This window comes from Mycobacterium sp. NPDC004974 (assembly GCF_053600815.1).
Genome location: NZ_JBSGAQ010000007.1, coordinates 254,179 through 278,771, shown reverse-complemented (window position 1 = coordinate 278,771; position 24,593 = coordinate 254,179). Strand labels below are relative to the sequence as shown.

The 24,593-nt window shown below is 65.4% G+C and carries 22 protein-coding genes; 11 read left to right on the top strand and 11 right to left on the bottom strand.

Annotated features, from left to right (window positions below):
- Positions 1-40 precede the first annotated feature (40 nt).
- Positions 41-676, bottom strand: coding sequence for a hypothetical protein (locus ACWEFV_RS18575; RefSeq protein WP_450071210.1), 636 nt, complete (start codon positions 674-676; stop codon positions 41-43).
- Positions 677-737: 61 nt separating this feature from the next.
- Here ACWEFV_RS18575 and ACWEFV_RS18570 point away from each other — a divergent pair, with 61 nt between their 5' ends.
- Entirely contained in the window at positions 738-1,262 is a 525-nt protein-coding gene (locus ACWEFV_RS18570; protein ID WP_450071242.1) for a gamma carbonic anhydrase family protein, read from the top strand.
- Between the two features lie 137 nt (positions 1,263-1,399).
- On the opposite strand, the gene ACWEFV_RS18565 is transcribed toward ACWEFV_RS18570, so the two are convergent.
- Complete coding sequence (locus ACWEFV_RS18565; protein WP_450071209.1) at positions 1,400-2,986, bottom strand: PucR family transcriptional regulator; 1,587 nt, start codon at positions 2,984-2,986, stop codon at positions 1,400-1,402.
- Positions 2,987-3,116: 130 nt separating this feature from the next.
- On the opposite strand from ACWEFV_RS18565, the gene ACWEFV_RS18560 reads away from it, so the two are divergent.
- Together ACWEFV_RS18560 and ACWEFV_RS18555 are read left to right on the top strand one after the other, a co-directional pair.
- Positions 3,117-5,180 (top strand): hydantoinase/oxoprolinase family protein, encoded by a 2,064-nt coding sequence (locus tag ACWEFV_RS18560; RefSeq protein ID WP_090426366.1) that lies wholly within the window; start codon positions 3,117-3,119, stop codon positions 5,178-5,180.
- Complete coding sequence (locus tag ACWEFV_RS18555; RefSeq protein WP_450071208.1) at positions 5,177-7,147, top strand: hydantoinase B/oxoprolinase family protein; 1,971 nt, start codon at positions 5,177-5,179, stop codon at positions 7,145-7,147. The genes ACWEFV_RS18560 and ACWEFV_RS18555 overlap by 4 nt, the downstream gene beginning before the upstream one ends.
- A gap of 73 nt (positions 7,148-7,220) precedes the next feature.
- Here ACWEFV_RS18555 and ACWEFV_RS18550 read toward each other — a convergent pair whose 3' ends face one another.
- Genes ACWEFV_RS18550 through ACWEFV_RS18530 form a run of 5 tightly spaced genes read right to left on the bottom strand, consistent with a single transcriptional unit; the run spans position 7,221 to position 11,769 of the window.
- Positions 7,221-7,640: a nuclear transport factor 2 family protein gene (locus ACWEFV_RS18550; RefSeq protein WP_450071207.1), complete on the bottom strand. Its 420-nt coding sequence runs from the start codon at positions 7,638-7,640 to the stop codon at positions 7,221-7,223.
- Position 7,641: 1 nt separating this feature from the next.
- A complete protein-coding gene (locus tag ACWEFV_RS18545; RefSeq protein ID WP_450071206.1) occupies positions 7,642-8,520 on the bottom strand; it encodes a TIGR03619 family F420-dependent LLM class oxidoreductase in 879 nt (292 codons plus the stop codon).
- 5 nt (positions 8,521-8,525) lie between these two features.
- Entirely contained in the window at positions 8,526-9,710 is a 1,185-nt protein-coding gene (locus ACWEFV_RS18540; RefSeq protein ID WP_450071205.1) for a thiolase domain-containing protein, read from the bottom strand.
- Positions 9,710-10,771 carry a thiolase domain-containing protein gene (locus tag ACWEFV_RS18535; protein WP_135458631.1) on the bottom strand — a complete coding sequence of 354 codons (1,062 nt, stop codon included), beginning with the start codon at positions 10,769-10,771 and terminating at the stop codon, positions 9,710-9,712. Before ACWEFV_RS18535 ends, ACWEFV_RS18540 begins: the two co-directional genes overlap by 1 nt.
- Before the next feature lie 8 nt (positions 10,772-10,779).
- Positions 10,780-11,769 (bottom strand): Zn-ribbon domain-containing OB-fold protein, encoded by a 990-nt coding sequence (locus ACWEFV_RS18530; protein ID WP_135458629.1) that lies wholly within the window; start codon positions 11,767-11,769, stop codon positions 10,780-10,782.
- Positions 11,770-11,827: 58 nt separating this feature from the next.
- Here ACWEFV_RS18530 and ACWEFV_RS18525 point away from each other — a divergent pair, with 58 nt between their 5' ends.
- A complete protein-coding gene (locus ACWEFV_RS18525; protein ID WP_450071204.1) occupies positions 11,828-12,865 on the top strand; it encodes an LLM class F420-dependent oxidoreductase in 1,038 nt (345 codons plus the stop codon).
- Between the two features lie 22 nt (positions 12,866-12,887).
- Here the strand turns inward: ACWEFV_RS18525 and ACWEFV_RS18520 are convergent, their stop codons facing one another.
- On the bottom strand, positions 12,888-13,718 hold the full coding sequence (locus ACWEFV_RS18520; protein ID WP_450071241.1) for a class I SAM-dependent methyltransferase: 831 nt from the start codon (positions 13,716-13,718) through the stop codon (positions 12,888-12,890).
- Between the two features lie 280 nt (positions 13,719-13,998).
- Between ACWEFV_RS18520 and ACWEFV_RS18515 the strand changes: the two genes are divergently transcribed.
- The 4 genes from ACWEFV_RS18515 (at position 13,999) to ACWEFV_RS18500 (ending at position 17,377) form a co-directional block, all read left to right on the top strand.
- Complete coding sequence (locus ACWEFV_RS18515) at positions 13,999-14,706, top strand: acetoacetate decarboxylase family protein (protein ID WP_450071240.1); 708 nt, start codon at positions 13,999-14,001, stop codon at positions 14,704-14,706.
- Entirely contained in the window at positions 14,703-15,908 is a 1,206-nt protein-coding gene (locus ACWEFV_RS18510) for a cytochrome P450 (protein ID WP_450071203.1), read from the top strand. Before ACWEFV_RS18515 ends, ACWEFV_RS18510 begins: the two co-directional genes overlap by 4 nt.
- A 103-nt stretch (positions 15,909-16,011) precedes the next feature.
- Complete coding sequence (locus ACWEFV_RS18505) at positions 16,012-16,851, top strand: hypothetical protein (protein ID WP_450071202.1); 840 nt, start codon at positions 16,012-16,014, stop codon at positions 16,849-16,851.
- A gap of 214 nt (positions 16,852-17,065) precedes the next feature.
- Positions 17,066-17,377 (top strand): hypothetical protein, encoded by a 312-nt coding sequence (locus ACWEFV_RS18500; RefSeq protein WP_450071201.1) that lies wholly within the window; start codon positions 17,066-17,068, stop codon positions 17,375-17,377.
- Positions 17,378-17,456: 79 nt separating this feature from the next.
- Here the strand turns inward: ACWEFV_RS18500 and ACWEFV_RS18495 are convergent, their stop codons facing one another.
- A complete protein-coding gene (locus ACWEFV_RS18495) occupies positions 17,457-18,257 on the bottom strand; it encodes a crotonase/enoyl-CoA hydratase family protein (RefSeq protein WP_135452291.1) in 801 nt (266 codons plus the stop codon).
- Positions 18,258-18,290: 33 nt separating this feature from the next.
- Here ACWEFV_RS18495 and ACWEFV_RS18490 point away from each other — a divergent pair, with 33 nt between their 5' ends.
- From ACWEFV_RS18490 to ACWEFV_RS18480, 3 genes are all read left to right on the top strand, one after another.
- Positions 18,291-19,976: an acyl-CoA synthetase gene (locus tag ACWEFV_RS18490; protein WP_210115463.1), complete on the top strand. Its 1,686-nt coding sequence runs from the start codon at positions 18,291-18,293 to the stop codon at positions 19,974-19,976.
- Positions 19,976-21,097, top strand: coding sequence for an NAD(P)H-dependent flavin oxidoreductase (locus ACWEFV_RS18485; RefSeq protein ID WP_135452295.1), 1,122 nt, complete (start codon positions 19,976-19,978; stop codon positions 21,095-21,097). The genes ACWEFV_RS18490 and ACWEFV_RS18485 overlap by 1 nt, the downstream gene beginning before the upstream one ends.
- A 107-nt stretch (positions 21,098-21,204) precedes the next feature.
- Complete coding sequence (locus tag ACWEFV_RS18480) at positions 21,205-22,041, top strand: class I SAM-dependent methyltransferase (RefSeq protein ID WP_450071200.1); 837 nt, start codon at positions 21,205-21,207, stop codon at positions 22,039-22,041.
- Between the two features lie 54 nt (positions 22,042-22,095).
- Here the strand turns inward: ACWEFV_RS18480 and phaZ are convergent, their stop codons facing one another.
- Positions 22,096-22,902, bottom strand: coding sequence for a poly(3-hydroxyalkanoate) depolymerase (gene phaZ / locus ACWEFV_RS18475; RefSeq protein WP_450071199.1), 807 nt, complete (start codon positions 22,900-22,902; stop codon positions 22,096-22,098).
- 1 nt (position 22,903) lies between these two features.
- The gene (locus tag ACWEFV_RS18470) at positions 22,904-24,592 is read right to left on the bottom strand and encodes a PHA/PHB synthase family protein (RefSeq protein ID WP_450071198.1); all 1,689 of its coding nucleotides are present in this window, start codon (positions 24,590-24,592) and stop codon (positions 22,904-22,906) included.
- Position 24,593 lies beyond the last annotated feature (1 nt).

The following is a 24,593-nucleotide window of genomic DNA, read 5'->3' as shown; positions in this document are numbered from 1 at the left end:
ATTCAGGCGTGACCTGGGGCATACCCGTCGTGACCGGGACCTACTCCCGCTCCGGAAGGCCGATTCTCAGGGCGATCTGTTGCATCCGGCCCACACTGGCCACTGTCTGCGGTGACACCGGATCATTCGGAGTGCTGTCGAACTCCAGGCGGACCACCGCGCGTCCCTGGTTGTACATCAGCAGCGTCACGGCCTTGGAGCCGTCCGGTGCGGTGCCCGAGATGACGGTGCCGTTCAAACCGACCGGCACCGGGTGCGGTTCGCCACCGGTCACCATCGTGCTCACGGCGGCCGAGGCCTGTTTGAGCGTCGCCGCCGCGGTCGCCGCGTCCGGGTAGATCAGGATCGTGTCGGCGATTGCCCGGGTGTCGTCGGCGTTGACGAACAACGCGCTGGCCCCGGACTGGCCGTCGGGGTTGACATTGTTGGACCTGACGGTGAACGCGTCCGGCGGAATGCTGACATCCTCGGCCTGTAGTAGCAGGTGGCTGTAGTCGGAAGCCTGCGATTTCGGCGATTTCGGCGCGGCAGCCGACGGCGAGGTAGACGGCGTGGCAACCCACGGCGTAGTCGGTGACTGGTCGGCTGGGGTGCACGCGCCGACCGTGCCGATGACGGCTGCGGCAAGGCCGATGGTGATCAAGAACCTGGGGCGGATGGTTGTCGTGAGCGACATAGTTACTGTTCAGGGTACGCGTCGCTGCGCCGGGGGCCGGTTCCTGCGGTATATGTGGACGATGCCGCTGTATTCGTTCGAGGGCCGGGCGCCCGTGGTTGACCCAAGCGCATTCGTGGCCCCGACGGCAACACTGATCGGCAACGTGACGGTCGAGGCCGGTGCCTCGGTGTGGTTCAACACCGTGTTGCGGGGCGACTTCGCCCCGATCGTCATCCGCGAGGGCGCCAACGTGCAGGACGGTTCGGTGCTGCACGCGCCACCGGGGATCCCGGTCGACATCGGTCCGGGCGCGACGGTCGCCCATATGTGCGTCGTGCACGGTGCACACGTGGGCGAGGAGGCGCTGATCGCCAACCACTGCACGGTCCTCGACGGGGCGGTGATCGGCCGGCGCAGCCTGATCGCGGCGCATTCCCTGGTGGTCGGGGGCACAAAGATTCCCGACGAGGTGCTGGTCACCGGTGCACCCGCGAAGATCCGGGGACCTATCGCGGGCACCGGTGCACAGACCTGGGTGCAGGCCAATCCGGCGGCGTACCGGGAGCTGGCGCAGCGCTACCTGACGGGGCTCGTCGAGCTCTAGCTGTCGGGTGGATGCTTTTGCGACGGTTGTGCGGGCCGCGTTTCATTAAGGCCCTGTAGAAGAATGCGTTCGCCGACCATGGCTGGTTGACCAGGTGATGGGCCGTTTCTCTGTGCTTGGAAGCACTACAACACTGGTTATTTCAGGCGCGACAAGACCATCGTGGCGGAATGGTCGCCCTCAAGCGCGAGTACCTCGAGGCTCAGGTGGATGGCGGTGATCAGCGCCGGTGAACGCAACGATTCGCCGAACATCGACTCGACGCGTTTCACTCTGTGCCGCACGGTATTCGGGTGCACGTTGAGTGCCTTCGCTGTCGCTACGACATCGAGATCGTGGGCGAAGAACGCGCGAATGAACTCCAAGTAGCCATCGTGCTGACCGAGCACGGCGAGCTGTTCGGCGGCCTTGGCTGCGGTGGTCTCGCGGTGTTGTCCGGTCAAGAGCCAATCCGCGATACCAACGTCCTCGAACTTGGTGTGGTGAAGGTTTCGGGTTTGCGCGGCCCGCAGCGCCCGCTGCGCGTTCCTCAGACGTTCGGGACCGGTGCGTACATCCTGGAATGGTTCGGAGAAGCCGCAGACGGCGCCTTCGGGTTGGTTGGCGATCCAGCCGTTGACGGCGGGCACATCCGCCGCGAGTACGCCGATCAGCTGATCGGCGAGCTGTGCGAACATCACGGGCAGGCGCATCAATCTCGCTAAATCGAGCGCGTCAGCCTCCAGTGCGTCAAGCGCGGTCGCGGCTCGCGTTACCCAGCGTCCGGCGTCGTAACCATCTGAGGGAGACATTGCGAACACACGCAGCTGGGGCCGGTGCCCGAACCGCAACGACTCCAAATGTCCTTCGGCACTGAATTGATCGATGATCTCACCGGCTACCAGCTCACGCACGAATGCCGCCTGGCGGGCACGGTTCTCCACCGCGGCCCGATAACGCGACCGCTCGATCGCGTTGAGCAGGCGGACGGAGACCTGGAGAATCGATCGGGCCAGAGCGTCGGGAACCTCGTGACGGGTCGAGGCGACTACAAGCCAGTGTGGTTCTCCTCCAGGCTCAATCGGGTCGGCTGTAACCGACCACTTACCGACGCTGAACCGTAGATGGTCGCTGCGGCCACGTAGTTGGGACCGCATCAGATGTGACGGTGCCTTGCCGGAGGACGCGACGACGTCGCCCAGCTCGTTGTACAGCAGTACGCTGCAACGCAATATCGCGGCCAGGCGGGATATCAGCTCCTGCTCGGGATCGGCGGCGCCTAGCGCGTCGAGTAGCTGATCCTGCATCTGCAACGCGCGCCGCAAGGAATGCGACTCAACTGAATGAGTCTGTTCCGCAACACGATCGATCACAGTCATGAATGCGACTTCGCGCGGCACGGTGAACACCGCGAAGTGATGACGGTTCGCCTCGTCCACCAATGCACGAGGCACTTCATCGGTGACAACCCCGAGTCCATACCCGAGCGCAGCGACGCCGGCCGAGACCAGCTCGCGCACCAGGCCGCGGAACGCCTGCGCTGCTTTTCCGCTCTTGGCCGCATCGCCGTAGAGCGAACCCGTCGTCAGCATCACTGTTCCGGGCTGCAGCCACTCTGACGGATGGGCGATCTCGATCGCGTGCGCGCCCGACAGTGGTACGTGCGGATTGCAGTCGCTCACCAGGGCAAGGCCGAGCGACTGATCCAACAGCAGATCAACAAGACGGAAATCGTCTTTTTGCACAGGTTGCAGCGGACTCACCCCGAACAGTCAAAAACTCCAAGATGAGTGTAGTTGACAGTCACTTTCTCCAATTGGCTCTGGATTAGTGCAGCTCAATACTTGACCACACTTCACCAGAGGAGGCTTGCCAATGAAGCAGAACACAGCCACGAAGACGCTTCGTGTTGCTGTCGACGTGGGTGGGACGTTTACCGACGTGTGCATCTTCGACGAGCGTGATCAGAGCACGCGCGTTGCCAAGGTGCCGTCTACCCCGCACGACCCTATGGAAGCGGTCGTTGCCGGTGTGCGTTCAGCCGGTATCGATCTTTCAGCGGTGACCCTGTTCTCGCATGGCACGACAGTGGCGACCAACGCGTTGATCACCCGTCGTTTTCCAGCCGCCGCAATGGTGTGCAGCGAGGGGTTCCGCGACATCCTGGAGATCCGCGACGGCACGAAAGATGAACTCTGGGATTCCTACGCCGACGTCGGCGCTCCGTACATCAAGCGGCGAAACCGTTACGAGGTACCTGAGAGAATCGACTACGTCGGTTCGATAGTCACTCCCCTCGACGAAGACAAGGCACGAGACGTCGCACGCATTCTGCGACGCAAAGGTGTGCTGACTGTGGCTGTTTGCTTCATGAACTCCTACGTCAACGACACCCACGAACGAAGAATGCGCGACATTCTCATCGACGAGATCCCTGGCGTCACGGTGTCGACGTCAAGTGAGATCCTGCCGGAGATTTTCGAATACGACCGCGCGTCCACGACAGTGGCCAATGCGGTGCTCGCCCCGCTGGTGAGTGGTTATGTGAACCGGCTGGAAGGGTCTCTGCGCGCAGACGGCTACGACGGTGACCTGTTGCTGTTGCACTCCGGCGGTGGATCGATGACGCCGGCAATGGTAGACCGCTATCCGGTGCGGTTGGCAGCCTCAGGTATCGCCGCGGGCGCCATCGCGGTGGCCGACATTGCTTCCCGCTGCGGATACCCGAATGCGATCGGCCTCGACATGGGCGGGACCAGTACGGATATCTCTCTGGTCTACGACGGTGAGATTCGCACCACCAAACGGTGGCAAGTCGAGTACGGCTTCCCAATCTGCTTCCCCAGCATCGAGGTACTCACCATCGGCGCCGGCGGCGGCTCACTCGCTTGGATCGACGAGGCCGGCTCCCTGCGTAATGGACCCCAATCCGCAGGCGCGGCACCGGGTCCGGCCTGCTACCAACGTGGAGGTACCGAACCGACCAACACCGACGCCAACCTGGTACTCGGCCGGCTGGGCGAATCGCTGATCGGCGGCGAACTGACGCTCGACGCGGCCGCGGCGCGTGAAGCCGTGCGTACCGGCATCTCCGAGCGCCTCGACCTCGATGTTGACACCGCCGCATCGAACGTCATCCAGGTCGCCAATGCCAACATGGCCGACGCTGTGCGACTGTTGTCCATCCGACGCGGATACGACCCCCGAGACTTCGTCCTAGTAGTTTGTGGCGGGGCCGGCGCACTCCACGGTGCCGCCCTGGCCAAAGAGCTGTCGATCCCCACGGTCGTGGTGCCGGCTCATCCTGGAATCACCTCGGCGCAAGGGTGTTTGCTCGTCGACATTCGGCACGACTTGTCGGCGATGTTCCAGCGCATCGCCTCCGACGTCGACCCAGCAGAGCTCGAGTCCGAATTCGCGCAGCTCGAGAAGGAGGGCCTCGCCCGGCTCCGGAACGAGGGCGTCGATGAGGATCGCATGCGTATCGACCGCTCGATCAGCATGCGCTACGCGGGACAATGGCGGTCGCTGAGCGTCACCGCCGACAACCGGGACGGGTTCCTGAACCGTGCGGTCGAACTCTTCCACGAAGAACACGAACGCGACTACTCGTTCCGCCGCGATGACGTCGACGTCGAGATCTACCAAATCGGTGTTCGCGCCATCGGCGAGACCCCGAAACCGCGGTTCCCCCAGCAGAATGCGTCGGACTCACCCGCACCGTCGCCACTCACAATTCGTCAGGTCTACTTCGACGAGGTAGGTGGGCGCGTGCCGACGCCGGTCTTCGACCGCGACGAACTCATCGCAGGAAACTCGGTCGACGGGCCTGCCATCATCGACCAGCTCGACTCGACCACCGTCATACCCCCGTCGACCACCGCCGTCGTCGACGAGTGGGGCAACATTCGAATCCACATCCACCAGGAGCAGCAGTGAACGCCGCAAGCACCACCCGCCGACGCCTCGATCCGGTTACGTTCGAGGTCCTCAAGAACGCATTCGTGACGTCCGTCGACCTGATGAGTGAGCAGATCTTGCGCACCTGCTACTCGTTCGTCATCTACAGCCGGGACTTCTCCTCTGCCCTGTGCGACGCACAGGGCAATACCGTCATGCAGGGCAGCCAAGACATCGCAGTGCACGTGGGAACGCTGCACTTCCAATGCAAAGCCGTGCTCGAGGAGTTCGGCGACGACATCAACCACGGTGACGTGTTCTGCGTCAACGACCCTTACCGCGGTGGCACCCACCTCAATGACGTCAGCTTCATCCGGCCGATCTTCGCCGACGCCCAGCTGATCGGGTTCGCCCAGAACAAGGGACACTGGGCCGATATCGGCGGCAGTGTCCCCGGATCTTTCGACGTCACCGCCACCGAGCATTTCGCCGAGGGGCTGCGGATCACGCCCGTCCGCATCTGGCACGAAGGCCGCTTTCTCGCAGATGTCGCCAAACTACTGGTGGCCAACACCCGGGCGCCAGAGATCAGCTTGGGCGACCTGCACGCTCAGGCCGAGGCGACCGGCGTCTGCGAACGCGAGATTCAACGACTGGTTGCCAAGTACGGCTGCGGCACCGTCGTCGAAGCCATGGCCGAGGTACAGGACTATGTGGAGCGCATCATCCGCCAGCGCGTCGCAGAACTGCCCGACGGCGAGTGGGTGACCGAGGACTACCTCGACTCGGATCCTTCGAAACCGGAAGGGATGGTGCCGATCCGAGTGAAAATGACCATCGAGGGCGATCAGCTCAGTTACGACCTGTCGGGCAGCGCCCCCGCTGTGGCGAGCTTCCTCAACTGTGGGTATGGCACGGCCTTCTCGGGAATCGTCGCTGGCACAAAGACCTTCTTTCCCGATGTTCCGCTGAACTCCGGCCTCTACGCCGCCATCAATACCGACATCGGGCCCGAAGGCACCGTGGTCAACGCGGGCTGGCCGATTGCGGTGACCGGATTCTGTTCTGGCCCATATGAAAAGATCATGAACGCCATCTTCGAACTATGGTCAGCGATCATGCCCGAGCGGGCCATTGCATGCTCATTCAACCTTGAGTATCTTCTCGTCGGTGGCCGCGACGCTCGAGGTGACGAACGTCCGTTCTTCATGTGGTACGACTGGATGGCCGGCGGGTGGGGAGGACGCAGCACCAAGGACGGTTCCACCGCGACGGCGCCGGTTTTCGGTGTCGGACTGGCTGTCCAGCCTTGCGAGGGTCAAGAACGCCTGACTCCGGTGCTGACGACCAAGCACGCGATCATTCCCGACTCCGGCGGGCCAGGCTTGTATCGCGGAGGCTGCGGCGTGACCAAAGGTGGCATCCTGACCGACTGCGAGAACACCGTGATGTCCTACTGCTGCGACCGATCCCGGTCGGTTACCTGGGGCATCAACGGCGGGCTCCCCTCGATTCCTCATGGTGTCTGGCTCAACCGTGGAACGGCCGAAGAGGCCTTTCTGGGATCAGTGTTCTCCAGTGTGGCGGTACAGGCCGGCGATACCTTCGAGCGACCATCGGCAGGCGGCGGCGGTCTCGGAGATCCTCTCGACCGCGCTCCCGAGGCCGTCCTGGAGGATGTGATCGACGGCTATGTGACCATAGCCGGCGGCGCACGCGACTACGGTGTGGTCATCACGCCGATCGACCCCGAGATCGACGAGTACGAGATCGACCGCACCGCAACCGATGCGCTGCGCGCCGAAATCCGGGCAGCTCGCCAGCAGTGGCTCAACGTCGACCCCGCGGAGGTCGCTGCCCGATTCCGTGACGGTGAGCTCGATACCTTCGACCTGTTGCGCCGCTACGGCGTCGTGGTCGACTGGGGCACCGGTGAACTGCTCCCGAACACCACCAAGCAATTCCGAGACCTGCTGCAGGTGCGCGCGGCCCCACACTGGGGATGACAACGCGTCCGGTTGGACCGGGTACGGCACTATCGCCGTGCCCGGAGCCCTGGCGTCATTGGCTCACCGACCGCTAGCTGTCGATCTTCTCGGCGCTCGCACGATCGACTTCCCAATAGGCCCGCAACGCCACCAACTGTCCCGCGTCATTCGCCCGGTAGGTGAAGACACCCGGAGTGGTGATGCGGTGCCCGCCCATCGTGGTGACGATGCTGCCGACGTTGGCTTCCTCGCTGCCGCACTGGAACGTGTCGAGGAAGTTGAACTCGAGGTTGTCGGTCGGGGCGATGGCCTTGTCCCAGAACGCCGCGATGGCTTCCTTGCCCTGGTGGCCCAAGCCCGCGGGGTCGAAGAACGACGGCCCGATGGGGTCCTGCACGATCGCGTCGTCGGCGAAGTTGTCCAGCCATGCTTGCTTGTCCCGGGCGGCAACCGCATCCCGGGATCGCTTGCCTGCCAGGTGAGCTGGGTGCTGAGTATCGGTGACGGTCATGTCAGTCCTGCCAGCCGGAGTGGATGTAGGTGTCGGCGAACCGCTTGAGCGAGTCCTGCTTGCGCTCCAGCGGAGCGTCGAAGCCCAGACCTTCGAGCATCCACGGGATGACGATGTTGTCGGTGATACCGGCCTCGGCCAGCGCGCGGTGCCCGTCGAGATCGAACTTGTCGATGCACACAGACTGGAACTCGAACGGCTCATCGGCCCGGCCGTATTCAGCCCGCAACTTGTTGATCGCCGTCACGGTCTCGGCCAGCTGTGCGCACGTCATCATCGCGCTGGTCCAGCCGTCACCCACGCGGGCGGCACGCTTGAGTGCCACCGGCGTGTGCCCGCCGACGTAGAACGGCACCGGCTCCGACGGCGCCGGGCTCATCTGCAGACGCTCGAAATCGTAGAACTCGCCGTGGAACTCGACCATGCCGCCGCCGAGCACGAGCTTGAGCACCTCGATCATCTCGTCGACGCGCGCCCCACGCTTGGCGAACGGAACTCCGCACCATTCGAATTCCTCTGGTGCCCAGCCGATCCCGACGCCGAAGCCGAACCGGTTGTTGGTCAGGTTGGCCACCGAGCCGACCTGGCGGGCCAGCAGCAGCGGATTTCGCGACCCGAGCTTCATCACGTTGGTGTAGAACCGCAGCGTCGAGGTCGCCGCACCCATCGAGGCCGCCGCGATCAGCGGATCAACCCACGGGGTCTCGGCGTTCCACATCCGCGACCCGTCCGGGGTGTACGGATAGTCCGCGGCCTGCTTCTCCATGTAGAAAAGCGAGTCGGGCAGGGCGATCGAATCGAACCCGACTTCCTCTGCGGTGCGGGCCAATCCGGTCAGATGCTCCAGCGGGCCCATGGCCACGCTGAGGGTGTACTTCATGCGCGTCATGATGCGGGCTCGCCCGGTTTGTCAGAGCCCACAACCCACATGGAGTAGTACTGCGCGCCACCGCCGTAGGCGTGCCCGAGCGCCTTGCGGGCACCCTGGACCTGATGGTCGCCGGCCTTGCCCATCACCTGGATCGCCGATTCGGCGAACCGGATCATGCCGGACGCACCGATCGGGTTCGAGCTCAGCACACCACCGGAGGCGTTGAAGGGAATCTTCCCGCCGATGGCCGTCTCGCCGGCCTCCGTCAGCTTCCAGCCCTCGCCCTCAGCGGCAAAACCGAGGTTCTCCAACCACATCGGCTCGAACCAGGAGAACGGCACGTACACCTCGGCCACATCGATCTCGTCGATCGGGCTGGTGATGCCGGCATCGCGCCACAGTGCCGCCGCGGCGTCGCGACCGGCCTGCGGGTTGACCTGGTCACGGCCGGAGTAGGCCAGCGGCTCGGTCCGCAGCGCCGTCGCGTGGATCCAGGCGACCGGGTGACCTTCGGCAATCCGCGCGTCGGCGGCGGCCTCGTCACCGATCACCATGGCCGCGGCACCATCTGACGACGGACAGGTCTCGTCGAAACGGATCGGGTCCCACAGCATCTGCGAGGCCATCACCTTCTCCAGCGTGATGTCGGGCTGGTGCAGGTGAGCCAACGGGTTCTTGGCACCGTTGAGCCGGTCCTTGACAGCCACCATCGCGCCGATGTGGTTCGGGGCACCGGAGCGCCGGATGTAGGCCCGCACGTGCGGAGCGAAGTAACCGCCGGCACCCGCGCCGACCGGCTTGGTGAAGGGCACCGGAATGCTCAACGCCCACATGGCATTAGACTCGGACTGCTTTTCCCACGACATGGTCAGGACACGGCGGTACTTGCCGGATTTGACCAGGCTGGACGCGACGATCGCGGTCGATCCGCCCACCGAACCCGCGGTGTGCACGCGGATCAGCGGCTTGTTGGTGGCGCCGGTGGCGTCGACCATGAACAACTCGGGCATCATCACGCCCTCGAAGAAGTCCGGTGCCTTGCCGACCACCACTGCGTCGATATCGGCCATCGTCGAGCCGGAATCGGCGAGTGCCTTGTCGATGGCCTCGCGCACCAGCCCGTTCATCGATACGTCGTGACGCTTGGCGACGTACTTGGTCTGCCCGGTGCCCAGGACCGCGGCGAGATTCTTAGCCATTATTTGCCCTCCAGGACCGCGACCAGATTCTGTTGCAGCGCAGCGCCACTGGTGGCGTGCGCGAGCACGCGCCCGGCCGAGCCGGAGAAGATGTGCTGCGCGGCGAAACCGATGCGCTCCAGGCCGGCCGAGAACATCGGGTTGGCGGCCAACGCGCCGCCCGACGGGTTGATCTTCGTGTTCTCGCCCAGCCCGATCGCCTCGGTGAGGATCAGCTGCTGGTGAGTGAACGGGGCGTAGATCTCGGCAACCTCGATCGAGCTCACGTCACCGCCGGTGGCGGCCTGTGCCGAGGCGGCGGTCGAGGTCGAGACGGTCAGATCGCGCGCACCCAGCACCGGGGTCTCGATGCGGTGCTCGAATCCGGTGATCCAGGCCGGGTTTTCGCGCAGTTCGCGAGCCCGGTCGCCGGCCGCCAAGACGATGGCCGAGGCACCGTCGGTGATGGGGGCGATGTCGTGGCGGCGTAGCGGGTCGGCGAAGAACGGGCGGTCCAGCAGCTCGGCAACAGAGGCAGCGGATTCCACCGAGTCGACGCGGTCGGCCGCGGCGAACGAATCCAACGCCACCTGGGCCATCTGCTCGGCAGTCCACTTACCGGCATCGAGGCCGAACCGGGCCTGAAGTCCGGCCAGCGACACCGCATCCGGCCACAGCGGCGCGACGGTGTAGGGGTCGGTCTGCAGGGCCAGCACCCGGCGCAGAACACCCGCCGAGGACTTGCCGAAGCCGTAGACCAGTGCGGTATCCACCTCGCCGGTCAAGATCTTGATGTAGGCCTCGTACAGCGCCCAGGCTGCGTCCATCTCGACGTGTGACTCGTTGATCGGCGGCACAGCGCCGATCGAGTCGATCGCCGAGATGAACGAGAAGGCGCGGCCGGCAAGGTAATCGGACGATCCCGAGCACCAGAAGCCGATATCGGTCTGTTGCAGGCCGAGCTCTTCATAGAGGCTTGCGAAACATGGCATCAGCATCTCGACGCCGTTGGTGGTGCCATCTGTGCGGCGCACATGCGGGGCATGCGCGAAACCGACGACGGCTACGTCACGAAAAGTCATGTGATCCCTTACAGGTGGTGCTTGTAGCTGTCGTAGTCGGCGTCGGGTTCACCCGTCGGCCGGAAGTGCGAGATGTTGTCGATGCCGAGGCCCCATTCCTCCTGGGGCTTCCATACCGCCTCGACCCGCATGCCCATCCGCACCTCGGACGCATCGATGTCGGTCACCAGATGCAGGAACGGGATGTCGGCACCGTCGAGCAGCACGTAGGCCGCGACGTACGGCGGCTTGATCCGCTGGCCGGCGAACGGGATGTTGATGATCGCGAACGTGGTGATGGTGCCCCGGTCGGGCAGCTCAACGAACTCGGTGAGTTCCTGGCCGGTGGCCGGATCGGCTTCCTTGGGCGGGAAGTACACCTTGCCCTCTGCGCCGGTGCGCGCGCCGAGCAGCTTGCCGTCGCGCAGACCCCGCAGGTAGGTGCTCTCGGGCCGCGAGGCCGTGTGCTGGATCTCGATGGACGAGGGCGCCACCAGCATGGTCACCGGGTCACGGTCATCGCTCACCGGCGGAACATCCTCGGGGGTCTCACCCGGGACGAAGTACGCGATGTCGGTGATCGCGCCCACCGGCTCGTCGACCCAGTGCACGTGCACCCGGGCACCGCTGCTGAGCTCGCCTTCCTTGACGTCCACGGCGTGCAGCAGCGGGGTGTCGGCACCGTCGAGCTTGATCAGCGCCCAGGCGAACGGCCGGTCCAGCGGCTGACCTTCAAGCGGTTCGGGCTGCCAGGTCCAGGACACCACTGTCCCGACGCTGGATACCGGAACCACCTCGGTCAGAGCCTCGTAGGTGACCGGGTCATACTCAGCGGGTGGCACGTGCACCCGTCCGTCGGACCCGCGCACGCCGACGATCCGGCGCTCGCGCAGGGCAGTAAAGAACTGACTGAGCAGTGAACCTACTGAACGGGTGTAGTCAAACGACAGTTTCAGTGGCGCGGAAAGTGGCGGCTCACGGTGATCTGTCGAGGCCGGGCGGCTTTGGCTGGCTGTCACACATCGAGTAGAACAGGTTCTAACAATCGTGGCAAGGACACGTGGGAAGGCGATCTAAATGAAGCTCGGTCTGCAACTCGGATACTGGGGCGCACAGCCGCCGACCAACCACGCCGAACTCGTCGCTGCCGCCGAGGCGGAGGGCTTCGACACCGTCTTCACCGCGGAGGCCTGGGGCTCGGACGCCTACACCCCGCTGGCCTGGTGGGGGCGGGAAACCACCCGCATGCGGCTGGGCACCTCGGTCATCCAGCTGTCCGCGCGTACCCCGACGGCGTGCGCGATGGCCGCGCTGACGCTGGATCACCTCTCCGGTGGCCGCCACATCCTGGGGCTCGGCGTGTCCGGGCCGCAGGTGGTCGAGGGCTGGTACGGCGCGAAGTTCCCGAAGCCGCTGGCCCGCACCCGCGAGTACATCGACATCCTGCGTCAGGTCTGGGCGCGTGAGGCCCCGGTCCACAGCGACGGTCCGCACTACCCGCTGCCGGTGACCGGCGAGGGCACAACCGGCCTGGGCAAGAACCTCAAGCCGATCACCCATCCGCTGCGCGCCGACATCCCGGTGATGCTCGGTGCCGAGGGGCCCAAGAACGTCGCGCTGGCCGCCGAGATCGCCGACGGCTGGCTGCCGATCTTCTACTCGCCGCGCATCGCCGGCATGTACAACGAATGGCTGGACGAGGGCTTCGCCCGCCCCGGCGCGCGGCGTACCCGAGAGACCTTCGAGATCTGTGCCACTGCGCAGGTCGTGGTCACCGACGATCGGCCCGCGATCATGGAGCTGATGAAGCCGCACCTGGCGCTGTACATGGGCGGAATGGGGGCCGAGGGCACCAACTTCCACGCCGACGTGTATCGCCGGATGGGGTATGCGGAGGTGGTCGACGACGTCACCAAACTGTTCCGCAGCGACCGCAAAGACGAAGCGGCCAAGATCATTCCCGACGAACTGGTTGATGATTCGGCGATCGTCGGCAACCTCGACTACGTCAAGGAACAGATCAAGGCCTGGGAGGCCTCGGGCGTGACCATGATGGTCGTCGGGGCCACCTCCGTCGAACAGATCAAGGATCTCGCGGCCATGGCTCAGGGCTGAGCCGGCACTGCTGTCAGCCTGTCTAGCCGAAATCCAGCAGGGTCGTCACCGGCAGGGCCGAATTCAGCAACGAAACCCGCTGCGCCGTCCGCAGCAGCCCGTTGAGGATGCGGCCCCGGCCCTCCGGCGTCGGCAGGTTGTGCACTGCCCGGACGCCTGGCACGGAGTTGACGAGATCGGCCGCCCGCGACGGAGACATGCTGAAGGGCATCGGCGGCATCCGGTAGCCCTTTGAGGTCCGCACGCCCTTGCGCGCCCAGGCGGCGAGCCAGGCCGGTGGCAGGTCGAACAGCATCTGCCCGCCCGCGAAACGTTGTGCGCACGCCCGAATCAGCCCCATGGCTTCTTCGGGCTGCAGGTACATCAGCAGCCCCTCTGCCGTGACGAACACGCCGTCGGCCGGGTTCACCTCGTCCATCCAGCTGAAGTCCAGCGCCGAGCGGGCGCACACGGTGATCCGGTCCGAAGCCGGCAGCAGCTTGCGGCGGACCTCGATCATCGGTGGCAGGTCGACTGTCAACCAGCGGAAGTCGTGGCCGACGCCGGCGGCATCAAGCCGATGGAAGCTGGTCTGCAAACCCTCTGCGAGTGCCACCACCGTGGCTTTCGGATGGTCGCGAAGGTAGGCGATCGTGGACGTGTCGAAGCGCAGTGCGCGCAGCGCCACATCCTGGCGCCGGCTCGACCCGAACTTGGCGAAATCGAAATCGATCGAGTCGAGCAGCTGCACCGCCATGGGATCGTCGATGATGCCGTCGGGTCGGCGTGCCTCCTGCGCTCGCATCTGCAGCGTCAGCAGCGCCGTCTCCGACACGCCAGACAGGTCGACCGTGGTCCGCGGGGCCGATGACAGATTCTCGATCACCGGCCCGAATCTACCTCACCCGGATCGGCGCGACGCCTTCTCCGACGTGCGGAATCTCCTGGCGCCGAACTGTTCCCGCCGAATCGGTCGATGATTCGGCGATCGTCGGTAACCTCACTACGTCAAGGAGCAGATCAAGGATCCACTGCGCTGACTCAGGCCCGCTGTAGACACTTCTTGAAATCTGTCTACTGCAGGGGTTAGATTCAATGATGTGAGTGACACCACTCCTGCCTCGCAGCACAATGTGCTCGGCACCGTGTTGACGATGCCGGTGCAGATCCGTGCCGCCGAACAGCACATGGCGGTGTTCTCCGTGGACGCCGACGCCGCGCAGCGAATGATCGATTACAGCGGACTGCGCGTGTACCGGCACCGGCCGCACCGCACGATCGTCGTGTTGATGCTGATGCACTACATCGATAGTGATCTGGGTGAGTATCTGGAGTACGGCACCAACGTCATGGTGAACCGGCCGGGATCGGCGGAGTCGGGCCTGAGTGGCCTGGGCTCGGCGGGTGCCTTCATTCATCACCTTCCCGTCGACGGTGAGTTCACGCTGCAGGCGGGACGGCAGATTTGGGGATACCCGAAAGTCTTGGCGGACTTCACCGTCCGCGGTGCGGACAATGGGGCCGGGGTTCGTGAGGGCAATCCGTTCGGCTTCGAGGTGAGTATCGACGGCCGGCTGGCCGTGGGCATGGAATTCAAACCCGGGCTTCCGGTTCCATCGCGGTTCACCGCCAAACCCCGGGTGCAATCCACCTTTTCCTACCTCGACGGCGTGCTGCGTGAAACCGAGGGCCAGATGGGCCTTTCCGGGGCGCGATACCGCCCGGGCGGGGTCCGGATCCGGCTGGGTGACCACCCGTACGCCAAAGAACTCGCGGCCCTGGGCCTGCCCAAACGGGCGTTGTTGTCCAGCTCGGTCCGCAATGTACAGATGACGTTCGCTGACTCCAAGGAGATTTCGTGACCCAGGTACTGCTCAAGCCCGATGTCGACCTGACCAACGGCAACTTCTATGCCGACGGTGGCGCCCGGGAGGCCTACCGATGGATGCGGGCCAACGAGCCGGTGTTCCGCGACCGCAACGGACTGGCCGCGGCCACGACCTATGCGGCCGTGCTCGATGCGGAGCGCAACCCCGAGCTGTTCTCCAACGCCGGTGGGATCCGCCCCGATCAGCCCGGCATGCCGTACATGATCGACATGGACGATCCGGCACATGTGTTGCGCCGCAAGCTGGTCAACTCCGGCTTCACACGCAAGCGGGTGATGGACAAGGTGCCGTCGATCGTGAACCTGTGCGACACCCTGATCGATGCGGTCTGTGAACGCGGGGAATGTGATTTCGTCCGCGATATCGCCGCACCGCTGCCGATGGCGGTGATCGGCGACATGCTCGGCGTGCTGCCCACCGAGCGCGAGATGCTGCTGAAGTGGTCGGATGACCTGGTCTGCGGGCTGAGTTCGCATCTCGACGAGACCGCCATCGGAATGTTGATGGAGACGTTCGCCGCCTACACCGCGTTCACCATGGAGGTGATCGCCAAGCGGCGCGCCGAGCCGACCGATGACCTGTTCTCGATCCTGGTGAATGCCGAGGTCGAGGGGCAGCGGATGAGCGATGACGAGATCGTCATGGAGACGCTGCTGATCCTGATCGGCGGTGACGAGACCACACGGCACACGCTGTCGGGCGGGACCGAGCAACTGCTGCGTAATCGCGATCAGTGGGAACGTCTGGTGGCCGACCAGTCGCTGCTGCCCGGCGCCATCGAGGAGACGCTGCGCTGGACCTCGCCGGTGAAGAACATGTGCCGCACGCTGACCGCGGACACGGTGTTCCACGGGACCGAGCTCAAGGCAGGCGAGAAGATCATGCTGATGTTCGAGTCGGCGAACTTCGACGAAGCTGTTTTCGAGAACCCTGACGAGTTCCGGATCGACCGGAACCCCAACAGCCACTTGGCTTTCGGTTTCGGAACGCACTTCTGCCTCGGTAACCAGCTGGCTCGGTTGGAGCTGCGGCTGATGCTCGAGCGGCTGCTCACCCGGCTGCCCGACCTGCGGTTGGCCAACGGCGACGCGATTCCGCTGCGTCCGGCCAACTTCGTCAGCGGGCCCGAGGCCATGCCCGTCGTCTTCACTCCGACGGCACCGGTGGGCGCCTAGCTTCTGCCGCCGCCGAGTGTGGATCTGTTGCGAGTTCTCGGCCGAAATCTCGCAACAGATCCACGCTCGCGGGCTTGTCGGTGGCTGGCGGCACACTCCGCCCATGGGGGAGCCATTCATCGGTAGTAAAGCTGTTGCGGCCGGCCGGTTGACGCCCTATCGGCTGCGCAGTCGCTACTTCGCGGTCTTCCCCGGAGTTCATGTATCCCGCGGAACCGAGTTGACCGCAAAGGCCAGGGCTCAGGCGGCATGGCTGTGGTCGGGAGGCCGTGGCATCGTCGCGGGGCGGTCGGCTTCGGCCCTGCACGGCGCCAAGTGGCTGGATGCTCGTCGGCCGGCCGAGTTGATCTACGGCAATCGCTATTCTCCCAGGGGAATTCGCGTATGGAGCGATACCTTCGGCGACGACGAGATCGAATTGATCAACGGCATGCGGGTGACCACACCTGCCCGCACCGCACTGGACCTGGCCTGCAGATACCCCATCGACGAGGCGGTGGCGCTGATCGACGCCCTGGCCAACGCCACGGGATTGACGACGGCCGACGTGGAACCGCTCGTCGACAGGTACTGCGGACGCCGTGGAATCAAGAACGCGCGTCGGGCGCTCGACCTTGTGGATCCGGGCGCCGAATCCCCTCGAGAATCCTGGTTGCGCCTACTGGTCGTCCGCGCCGGATTTCCGCGGCCGCGGACGCAGATCCCGGTTTGCGACGAATTCGGGGTATTGGTAGGCGTTTTCGACATGGGCTGGGAGGACGTCAAAGTGGCCGCCGACTACGAGGGCGATCAGCATCGCACCGACCCTCGCCGGTTCAATCGCGACATCCGCAAGGCGGAAGCGGTCACCCGTCTGGGGTGGACCGATATCCGGGTGACCAAGATCGACGGGGACGCCGACATCATCAAGCGGATTGCGGCCGCCGGCGTGCCGCGAGTGTGAACTGGTTGCGAGGTTTCGGCCGGGACCTCGCAGTGGTTCCACACTCGGCTCAGCTGACTGTGTATCCCTATGTCCTAGTTAAGTGTTCGCTGTGCAAGGTCGTTCACAGGTTTCGTATAGCCCATCTAATTAGATAGTCTCGCAATATCGGGGGATGTGACGAGACGATTGAAGGGTGCACGTGATGGCACGACATTCAACTGGGCGAACTCTGATGAGTGGAGTGGTGCTGGGTGGGGCGCTGCTGGCCGGAGCGATCGGAATCGCCGGCCAGGCCGGTGCGGCACCGGTCGGGGCGCCGACGAGCCTGCAAGCCGGGGGGCCGGCCCCGCTGTCTTCGATGCCCGCTCCGCCGTTGCGGCCGTGGGGTCCGCCTCCTCCGCCGCCACCGCCGTTCTGGGGTCCGCCCCCTCCGCCCCCGCCACCCTTCTGGGGGCCACCACCCCCACCTCCGCCGTTCTGGGGTCCGCCGCCCCCGCCGCCGGGGCGTTGGGGTCCGCCGCCGCCTCCCGGGCATTGGCGTTAGCGCGCTGAGAGCCCGAAAAGAACTGAGGCCCTGCTCGAAACATCGAGCAGGGCCTCAGTTTTGCCTTCGGGGGCGACGACTACTTCATCTGGAACACCGGCGCGCGCTTCTCCTTGAAGGCCAGCGGGCCCTCCTTGGCGTCGGCGGACAGGAACACCGGGATGCCGTTGGCGGTGTCGGGCTTGAATGCGTCGTTCTCGTGCATGCCCTCGGTCTCGCGGATGGTCTTGAGGATGGCCTGCACTGCTAGCGGGCCGTTGTTGTTGATCACCTCGGCGATCTCCAGAGCCTTCTCCAGCGCGGTGCCGTCCGGGACGACGTGACCGATCAGGCCGTACTCGAGCGCCTGGGCGGCGGTGATGTGCCGTCCGGTCAGCAGCATGTCGCACGCGATGGTGTAGGGAATCTGGCGCACGAGGCGCACGGCCGAACCGCCCATCGGGTACAGGCTCCACTTGGCCTCGGAAATGCCGAACTTGGCACTCTCGCCGGCGACGCGGATGTCGGTGCCCTGCAGGATCTCGGTGCCACCGGCGATGGCGGGGCCTTCGACCGCGGCGATCAGCGGCTTGGTGAGCCGGCGGCCCTTGAGTAGGCCGTCGATACGTGACGGGTCGTAGCTGCCGTCCTTGAAGGAATCGCCCGGCGGCTTCTTGGTCGCGCCCTTGAGATCCATGCCGGCGCAGAAGTACCCGCCGGCGCCGGTGAGGATGCAGGTGCGGATCTCCGGATCGTTGTCGACGCGGTCCCAGGCCTCGACCATGATCGAGAGCATCTCGGTGGAAAGCGCGTTGCGCGCCTCGGGCCGGTTCAGCGTCAGGATCAGGGTGTGTCCGCGCTGCTCAATGAGGGCGTCGGGCCCCTTTTCGGTATCGCTCACGGGTGTCAGCCTCTCTGCATTTTCGACCCAGACTTGTATCGAAATGTAACACGTTCTAGTTTAGGTTCTGTGGCTCTGAATATTGCCGATCTTGCCGAGCACGCCATCGACGCTGTGCCTGACCGTGTCGCGCTGATTTGTGGCGACGAACAGCTGACTTATGCGCAGTTGGAGGAGAAGGCCAACCGCCTGGCCCATTACCTGATCTCCCAGGGCGTCAAGAAGGACGACAAGGTCGGCCTGTACTGCCGCAACCGCATCGAGATCGTGATCGGGATGCTGGGCATCGTGAAGGCCGGCGCGATCCTGGTCAACGTCAACTTCCGCTACGTCGAGGGCGAGCTGAAGTACCTGTTCGAGAACTCGGACATGGTCGCGTTGATCCATGAGCGCCAGTACTCCGACCGCGTCGCGAACGTGCTGCCCGAGTTGCCGTTGCTGAAGACGATCCTCGTTGTCGACGATGGGTCCGACAACGACTTCCAGCGCTACGGTGGCGTCGAGTTCTACTCGGCGATCGCCGACAGCTCGCCCGAGCGTGACTTCGGCCCGCGCAGCGCCGACGACATCTACCTGCTCTACACCGGCGGCACCACCGGTTTCCCCAAGGGCGTCATGTGGCGTCACGAGGACATCTACCGGGTTCTGTTCGGCGGCACCGACTTCGCCACCGGCGAGCCCATCGCCGACGAATACGACCTGTCCAAGCAGGCCGTCGCCAACCCGCCGATGATCCGGCTCCCCATCCCGCCGATGATCCACGGCGCGACCCAGTCGGCCACCTGGATGGCTTTGTTCACCGGCCACACCGTGGTGCTGATGCCGGAGTTCGACGCCGACGCCGCGTGGCGGATGATCCACGAGCACAAGATCAACCTGCTGTTCTTCACCGGTGACGCGATGGCCCGGCCGCTGCTCGATGCGTTGTTGGCCCACCAAGATGCGGGGAACGAGTACGACCTGTCGAGCCTGTTCCTGCTCGCCAGCACCGCGGCCCTGTTCTCGACGAGCCTCAAGGAGAAGTTCCTCGAGCTGCTGCCCAACCGGATCATCACCGATTCGATCGGCTCCTCGGAGACCGGTTTCGGCGGTACCAGCATCGTGGCCAAGGGACAGTCGCACACCGGCGGCCCGCGCGTCACCATCGACAAGACCACCAAGGTGCTCGACGAAGACGGCAACGAGGTCGTCCCGGGCTCGGGCGTGCGCGGCATCATCGCCAAGTGCGGCCACATTCCGGTCGGCTACTTCAAGGACGAGAAGAAGACGGCCGAGACGTTCCGGACCTACAACGGTGTCCGGTATGCAATCCCCGGCGACTACGCCGAGGTCGAGGCCGACGGCAGCGTGACCATGCTGGGCCGCGGCTCGGTGTCGATCAACAGCGGTGGCGAGAAGATCTACCCCGAAGAGGTCGAGGCCGCGCTCAAGGGCCACCCGGATGTGTTCGACGCGCTCGTGGTGGGCGTGCCCGACGAGCGCTTCGGTCAGCACGTCGCCGCTGTCGTGCAGCCGCGCGACGGGGCTCGCCCGACCCTGGCCGATCTCGACGCGTTCGTGCGCAGCGAGATCGCGGGATACAAGGTGCCGCGCAGCCTGTGGCTGGTCGACGAGGTCAAGCGCTCACCCGCGGGCAAGCCCGATTACCGGTGGGCCAAGGACACCACCGAGGAGCGGGCCGCTGACGAGGTGCACGCAAACCACGTGGGAGCGAAGTGATGAAGACTGATCTGTGCGAACGGTTCGGGATCGAATACCCGATCTTCGCGTTCACGCCGTCGGAGAAGGTCGCCGCCGCGGTCAGCCGCGCCGGCGGCCTGGGTGTACTGGGCTGTGTGCGGTTCAACGATCCCGACGAGCTGGAAAACGTGCTGTCCTGGATGGACGCCAACACCGACGGTAAGCCGTACGGCGTCGACATCGTGATGCCCAACAAGGTCCCCACCGAGGGCAGCGCCGTCGACATCGACAAGCTCATCCCGCAGGCTCACCGCGACTTCGTCGCGAAAACCCTTGCCGATCTTGGTGTTCCGCCGCTCCCCGCGGAGGGTGAGCACAACACCGGTGTGCTGGGCTGGCTGCACTCAGTGGCGCGAACCCATGTCGAGGTGGCGTTGCGCCATCCGATCAAGCTGATCGCCAACGCGCTGGGCTCGCCGCCCAATGACGTCATCGAGCAGGCGCATGCGGCAGGCGTTCCGGTGGCCGCGCTGGCCGGCAGCGCGAAGCACGCGCTCAGCCACGTCGCCAACGGGGTCGACATCGTGATCGCCCAGGGGCAGGAGGCCGGCGGGCACACCGGTGAGATCGGCTCGGTGGTGTTGTGGCCGGAGATCGTCGACGCCGTCGACGGCAAGGCCGCGGTGCTTGCCGCCGGCGGGATCGGCAGCGGCCGGCAGGTGGCCGCGGCCCTGGCGCTCGGTACTCAGGGTGTGTGGATGGGTTCGGCATTCCTCACCGCGGCCGAGTACGACCTGGGCGTGCGTCGCGAGTCGGGTGCCTCGGTGATCCAGGAGGCATTGCTGAACGCCACCTCCGCCGACACCGTGCGCCGAAAGATCTACTCCGGCAAGCCCGCCCGGATCCTGAAGAGCCGCTGGACCGACGCCTGGGACGCACCGGACGCGCCTGAAGCGCTGCCGATGCCGTTGCAGAACATTCTGGTAGGCGAGGCGCATCAGCGGATGAGCCTGTCCGATGACCCGACCGCGGTCGCGATGCCGGTCGGCCAGATCGTGGGCCGGATGAACGAGATCCGCCCGGCTGCCGACATCATCGGCGAGCTGGTGAGCGGTTTCGAGGCGGCGACCAAGCGCCTGGACGGCATCGCCGGAAGCTGAGTCTGCGCGTAGCGCGCCGAGCCTGCGGTCAGATCGCGATTTCTCACGATTCACGATCTGACCGCAGGCTCGATGTGTATCTGGTGTCCGCCGGTAGGGTCGAGGCGGTGAATGATCAGGACGCGCTTGCCGCGAACCGTGCCAACTGGGACGACCGGGCCGATGTCCACGCCCGGTCCCAGATGTACGACGTGGCAGGGTTTCTGGCCGACCCCACCGATATCTCGCGGGTCGTGCTCAACGACCTCGAGGTGCTCGCGCCACACCTGCCGGACACCGGCGTGAAGGGTCGGTCCCTGCTGCACCTGCAGTGTCACATCGGCACCGACACCGTGTCGTGGGCGCGGCTGGGAGCCCGCGATGTCCATGGAGTGGATCTGTCGCCGAACTCGTTGCGGCATGCGGCCAGAATCGCCGAGGCTGACGGCCGCGAGATCACCTGGGTCGAGGGTGATGCGCGGTTCGCGTCGGCGTTGATCCAGCGACGTTTCGAGACCGTGGTGACCAGTGCCGGGACCATCGTGTGGCTGCCCGAACTCGCCAACTGGGCCCGGTCGATCCACGATCTGCTCCAGCCGGGTGGAGTGTTCCTGATCCGCGACGACCATCCGATCCTCGGTGCGATGGACTTCGAACCGTGGGATATCACCGACGACTACCTCAGCGGCGGCGGAGTCCGAACGTACGACGACCCAGGGACATACACCGAAGACTCGGCCGGTCAGGTTGCCCATGTGCGCAACCATGAATGGCGCCACGACCTGTCCGAAGTCGTCACGTCCCTGCTGCAGGCCGGGCTCGTCATCGAGGCATTGGCCGAACTGCCGTACATGGACTGGCCGGCGTTTCCGGCTCTCGTGCCCTGCGCACACGGCTGGGCCCTGCCGCCGGGGGTGCCACGGATCCCGCTGAACTTCGCGGTCGTCGCACGGCGTCCCCGGTAGCCGCTGCCGCCCGGCCCGTGGGTTACACCGTGGTGCCGGCCATTTTGTGGGGTCTCAGGCTCTCTCACCGGGCTCGGCCAAGAAGGTGTCGATCACCGGGGCGAGTTCGGCCGCGTTGGTGACCAGGTCGATGTGTCCGCCCGAGTGCAGGTGCAGCCGGGAGTGGCCCAGCAGGCGGTTCAGGATGTGGGCGTTGACCACCGGGATGATCGGGTCATCGGTGCCGGCCATCACGAGGGCGGGCTGGCGGATCGCCGGGAGTGCGAACAAGCTGGTCCACACCGATCCGGCGAGCAACTGATGCAGGTAGCCCACCCTGGAGCCGGCATGTAGCTGGCTGCCGAAGATCTTGGCGACATCTTGGCCGTGCTCGCGCACGGTGCCGCCGTACAGGTCGCCCGCGATCGAGGCGATGTAGTCGGGATCGGTGAACCGCTTGGGCGTCAGCATCTTTGCCAGTACCCGTGGGTGCGCCGGCACCATGATCACCCCGGTTCCGGTGGAGACCAGGAGGAGCCTGCGGCACCGGCGCGGATTCTGGAAGGCGAACTGTTGGGCCAGGGCCCCGCCCCACGACAGGCCCAGGACATCGACCACGCTGTAGCCCAGCTTTGTCAGCACCCGGCCCAGAACCCAGGCCAGATAAGGGAACCCGTACGGCAGCACCGAAGTCGGGGACCCGCCCGTGCCGGGCACATCGAACCGGATCACGGTGCTGTCCGGGTTGAGGTGGGTGACAAGCGGTTCCAGGACATCGAGGCTGGCGCCGATGCCGTTACACACCACCAGTGGCACCCCGGTACCTCGCCGGACGTCCACGCGGATGCGTTGTCCGCCGGCGGCCACGTATGTCTCTGCCATGTCAGCTCTCGTGGACGTAGGTGCCAGGGGCGGGGCACAGCGGCGGGAAGCCCGGCCCACCGAGGGCCTGTGGTGCATCGACCTGTCCTCCGCTGCGCTCGGCCAGCCAGGCCGAATAGTGCGGCCACCACGAGTCTTTGTGCGGATCGTTGTCGGCAGCCCAGTCATTGGCCTCGGTCTCGTCGACCGGTCCGGCGCGGAACGTCGCCTTCGGATTGCCCGGCGGGTTGACGAGGGCCGCGATGTGTCCGCTGGTGGACAGCACGTACGTGTTGTCCTTGCTGCCGAGCAACTGGGCACTGCGGTAGGTGGCCTGCCACGGGCAGATGTGGTCGGCGAGGCCGCCGATCACGTAGGCGTCGTTGGTGATCTTGCCGAGGTCGATCTTGCTGCCGAGCATGGTGACCGATCCCGGCTTCGTCAGCGAATTGTGCACGCCCATCAACACCATGTCCCGGTGCAGTGCGGCGGTCATCCGGGTGGTGTCGGCGTTCCAGAACAACACGTCGAATGCGGCAGGGGTGCGGCCCTGGACGTAGTTGTTCACCCAGTACCGCCACACCAGGTCGGTGGGGCGCAGCCACGCGAACATCTCGGCCATCGCGCGGCCGTCGAGGTAGCCCTGCCGCTCCGATGCGCGGATGGCGGCGTGGGCGGCGCGCTCGCTCATGGCAGCTGACGCGAAGCCGGCCTGATCCTGGTCGAGCACGGTCACGCCCAACGTCAGCCCGGCGATCTTGTCGCCCTCGCCGATCTCGTTCAGGTGCGCGGCCACCATCGAAGCGAGGATTCCGCCCGAACAGGTCGCGAAGAGGTGGGCGCTGTCGGTATCGGCAATCGTGCGAACCGCGTCCAGTGCCTCGATGATGGCGGAACCGTAGGCATCGAATCCCCAATCCTTGTGCCGGGCAGAGGGGTTGCGCCACGAGATGGTGAAGACTTGATGGCCTTGCTCGACGAAGTACTCGATCATGCTGCGGCCGGGAGCGATGTCCATGATGTAGTACTTGTTGATCACCGGCGGCACCATCAGCAGCGGGACCTTGTGCACGGTCGGGGTCTGCGGCGTGTAGTGGATCAGTTCGAACATCCGGGTCTTGAGCACCACGGCGCCGCTGGTGACCGCGACCGTCTCGCCGACCGCGAACGCGTCCGGGTCGACCATCGCGGGAACTCGCGGTTTGGCGGACATGTCGCGGGCAAACGCCTTGAGGCCACGGACCGCGGACAGACCGCCGGTGTCGACCAGGGCCTTCCAGCCCAGCGGGCTCATCACCGGGTTGTTGCTCGGGGAGATCCCCTCGACCAGGTTGTCCAGCACGAAACGCATCTTGTCGCGGTCACGCCAATCCAGATCGGCTGCCTCGAAAAGCTTTTCGGCGGTCTCGGCGGCCGCCAGGTAGGACTGCATGGTGCGCTGCATCAGTGGATTGCCCTGCCAGGCCGGATCGCTGAACCGCTTGTCGGCGCGGGCCGGGGCGCGGTCGGAGTTGCCCGCGGCGATCGAGGCCAGTTCCCGGGCCAGCAGGCCGACGTGACCGACCACCGTGCGTGGCTTACCGGCCAGGCTGCGGCCCATCCGAGCCCACGATGCGTTCGGCATCATCCGGCCGGCGAAGCTGCGGGTCGAGTTGATCAGCAGCAGGTCCAGAGGTGCTGCCAGTTCGTCGAATCGGGTGTTCTCGGGCATG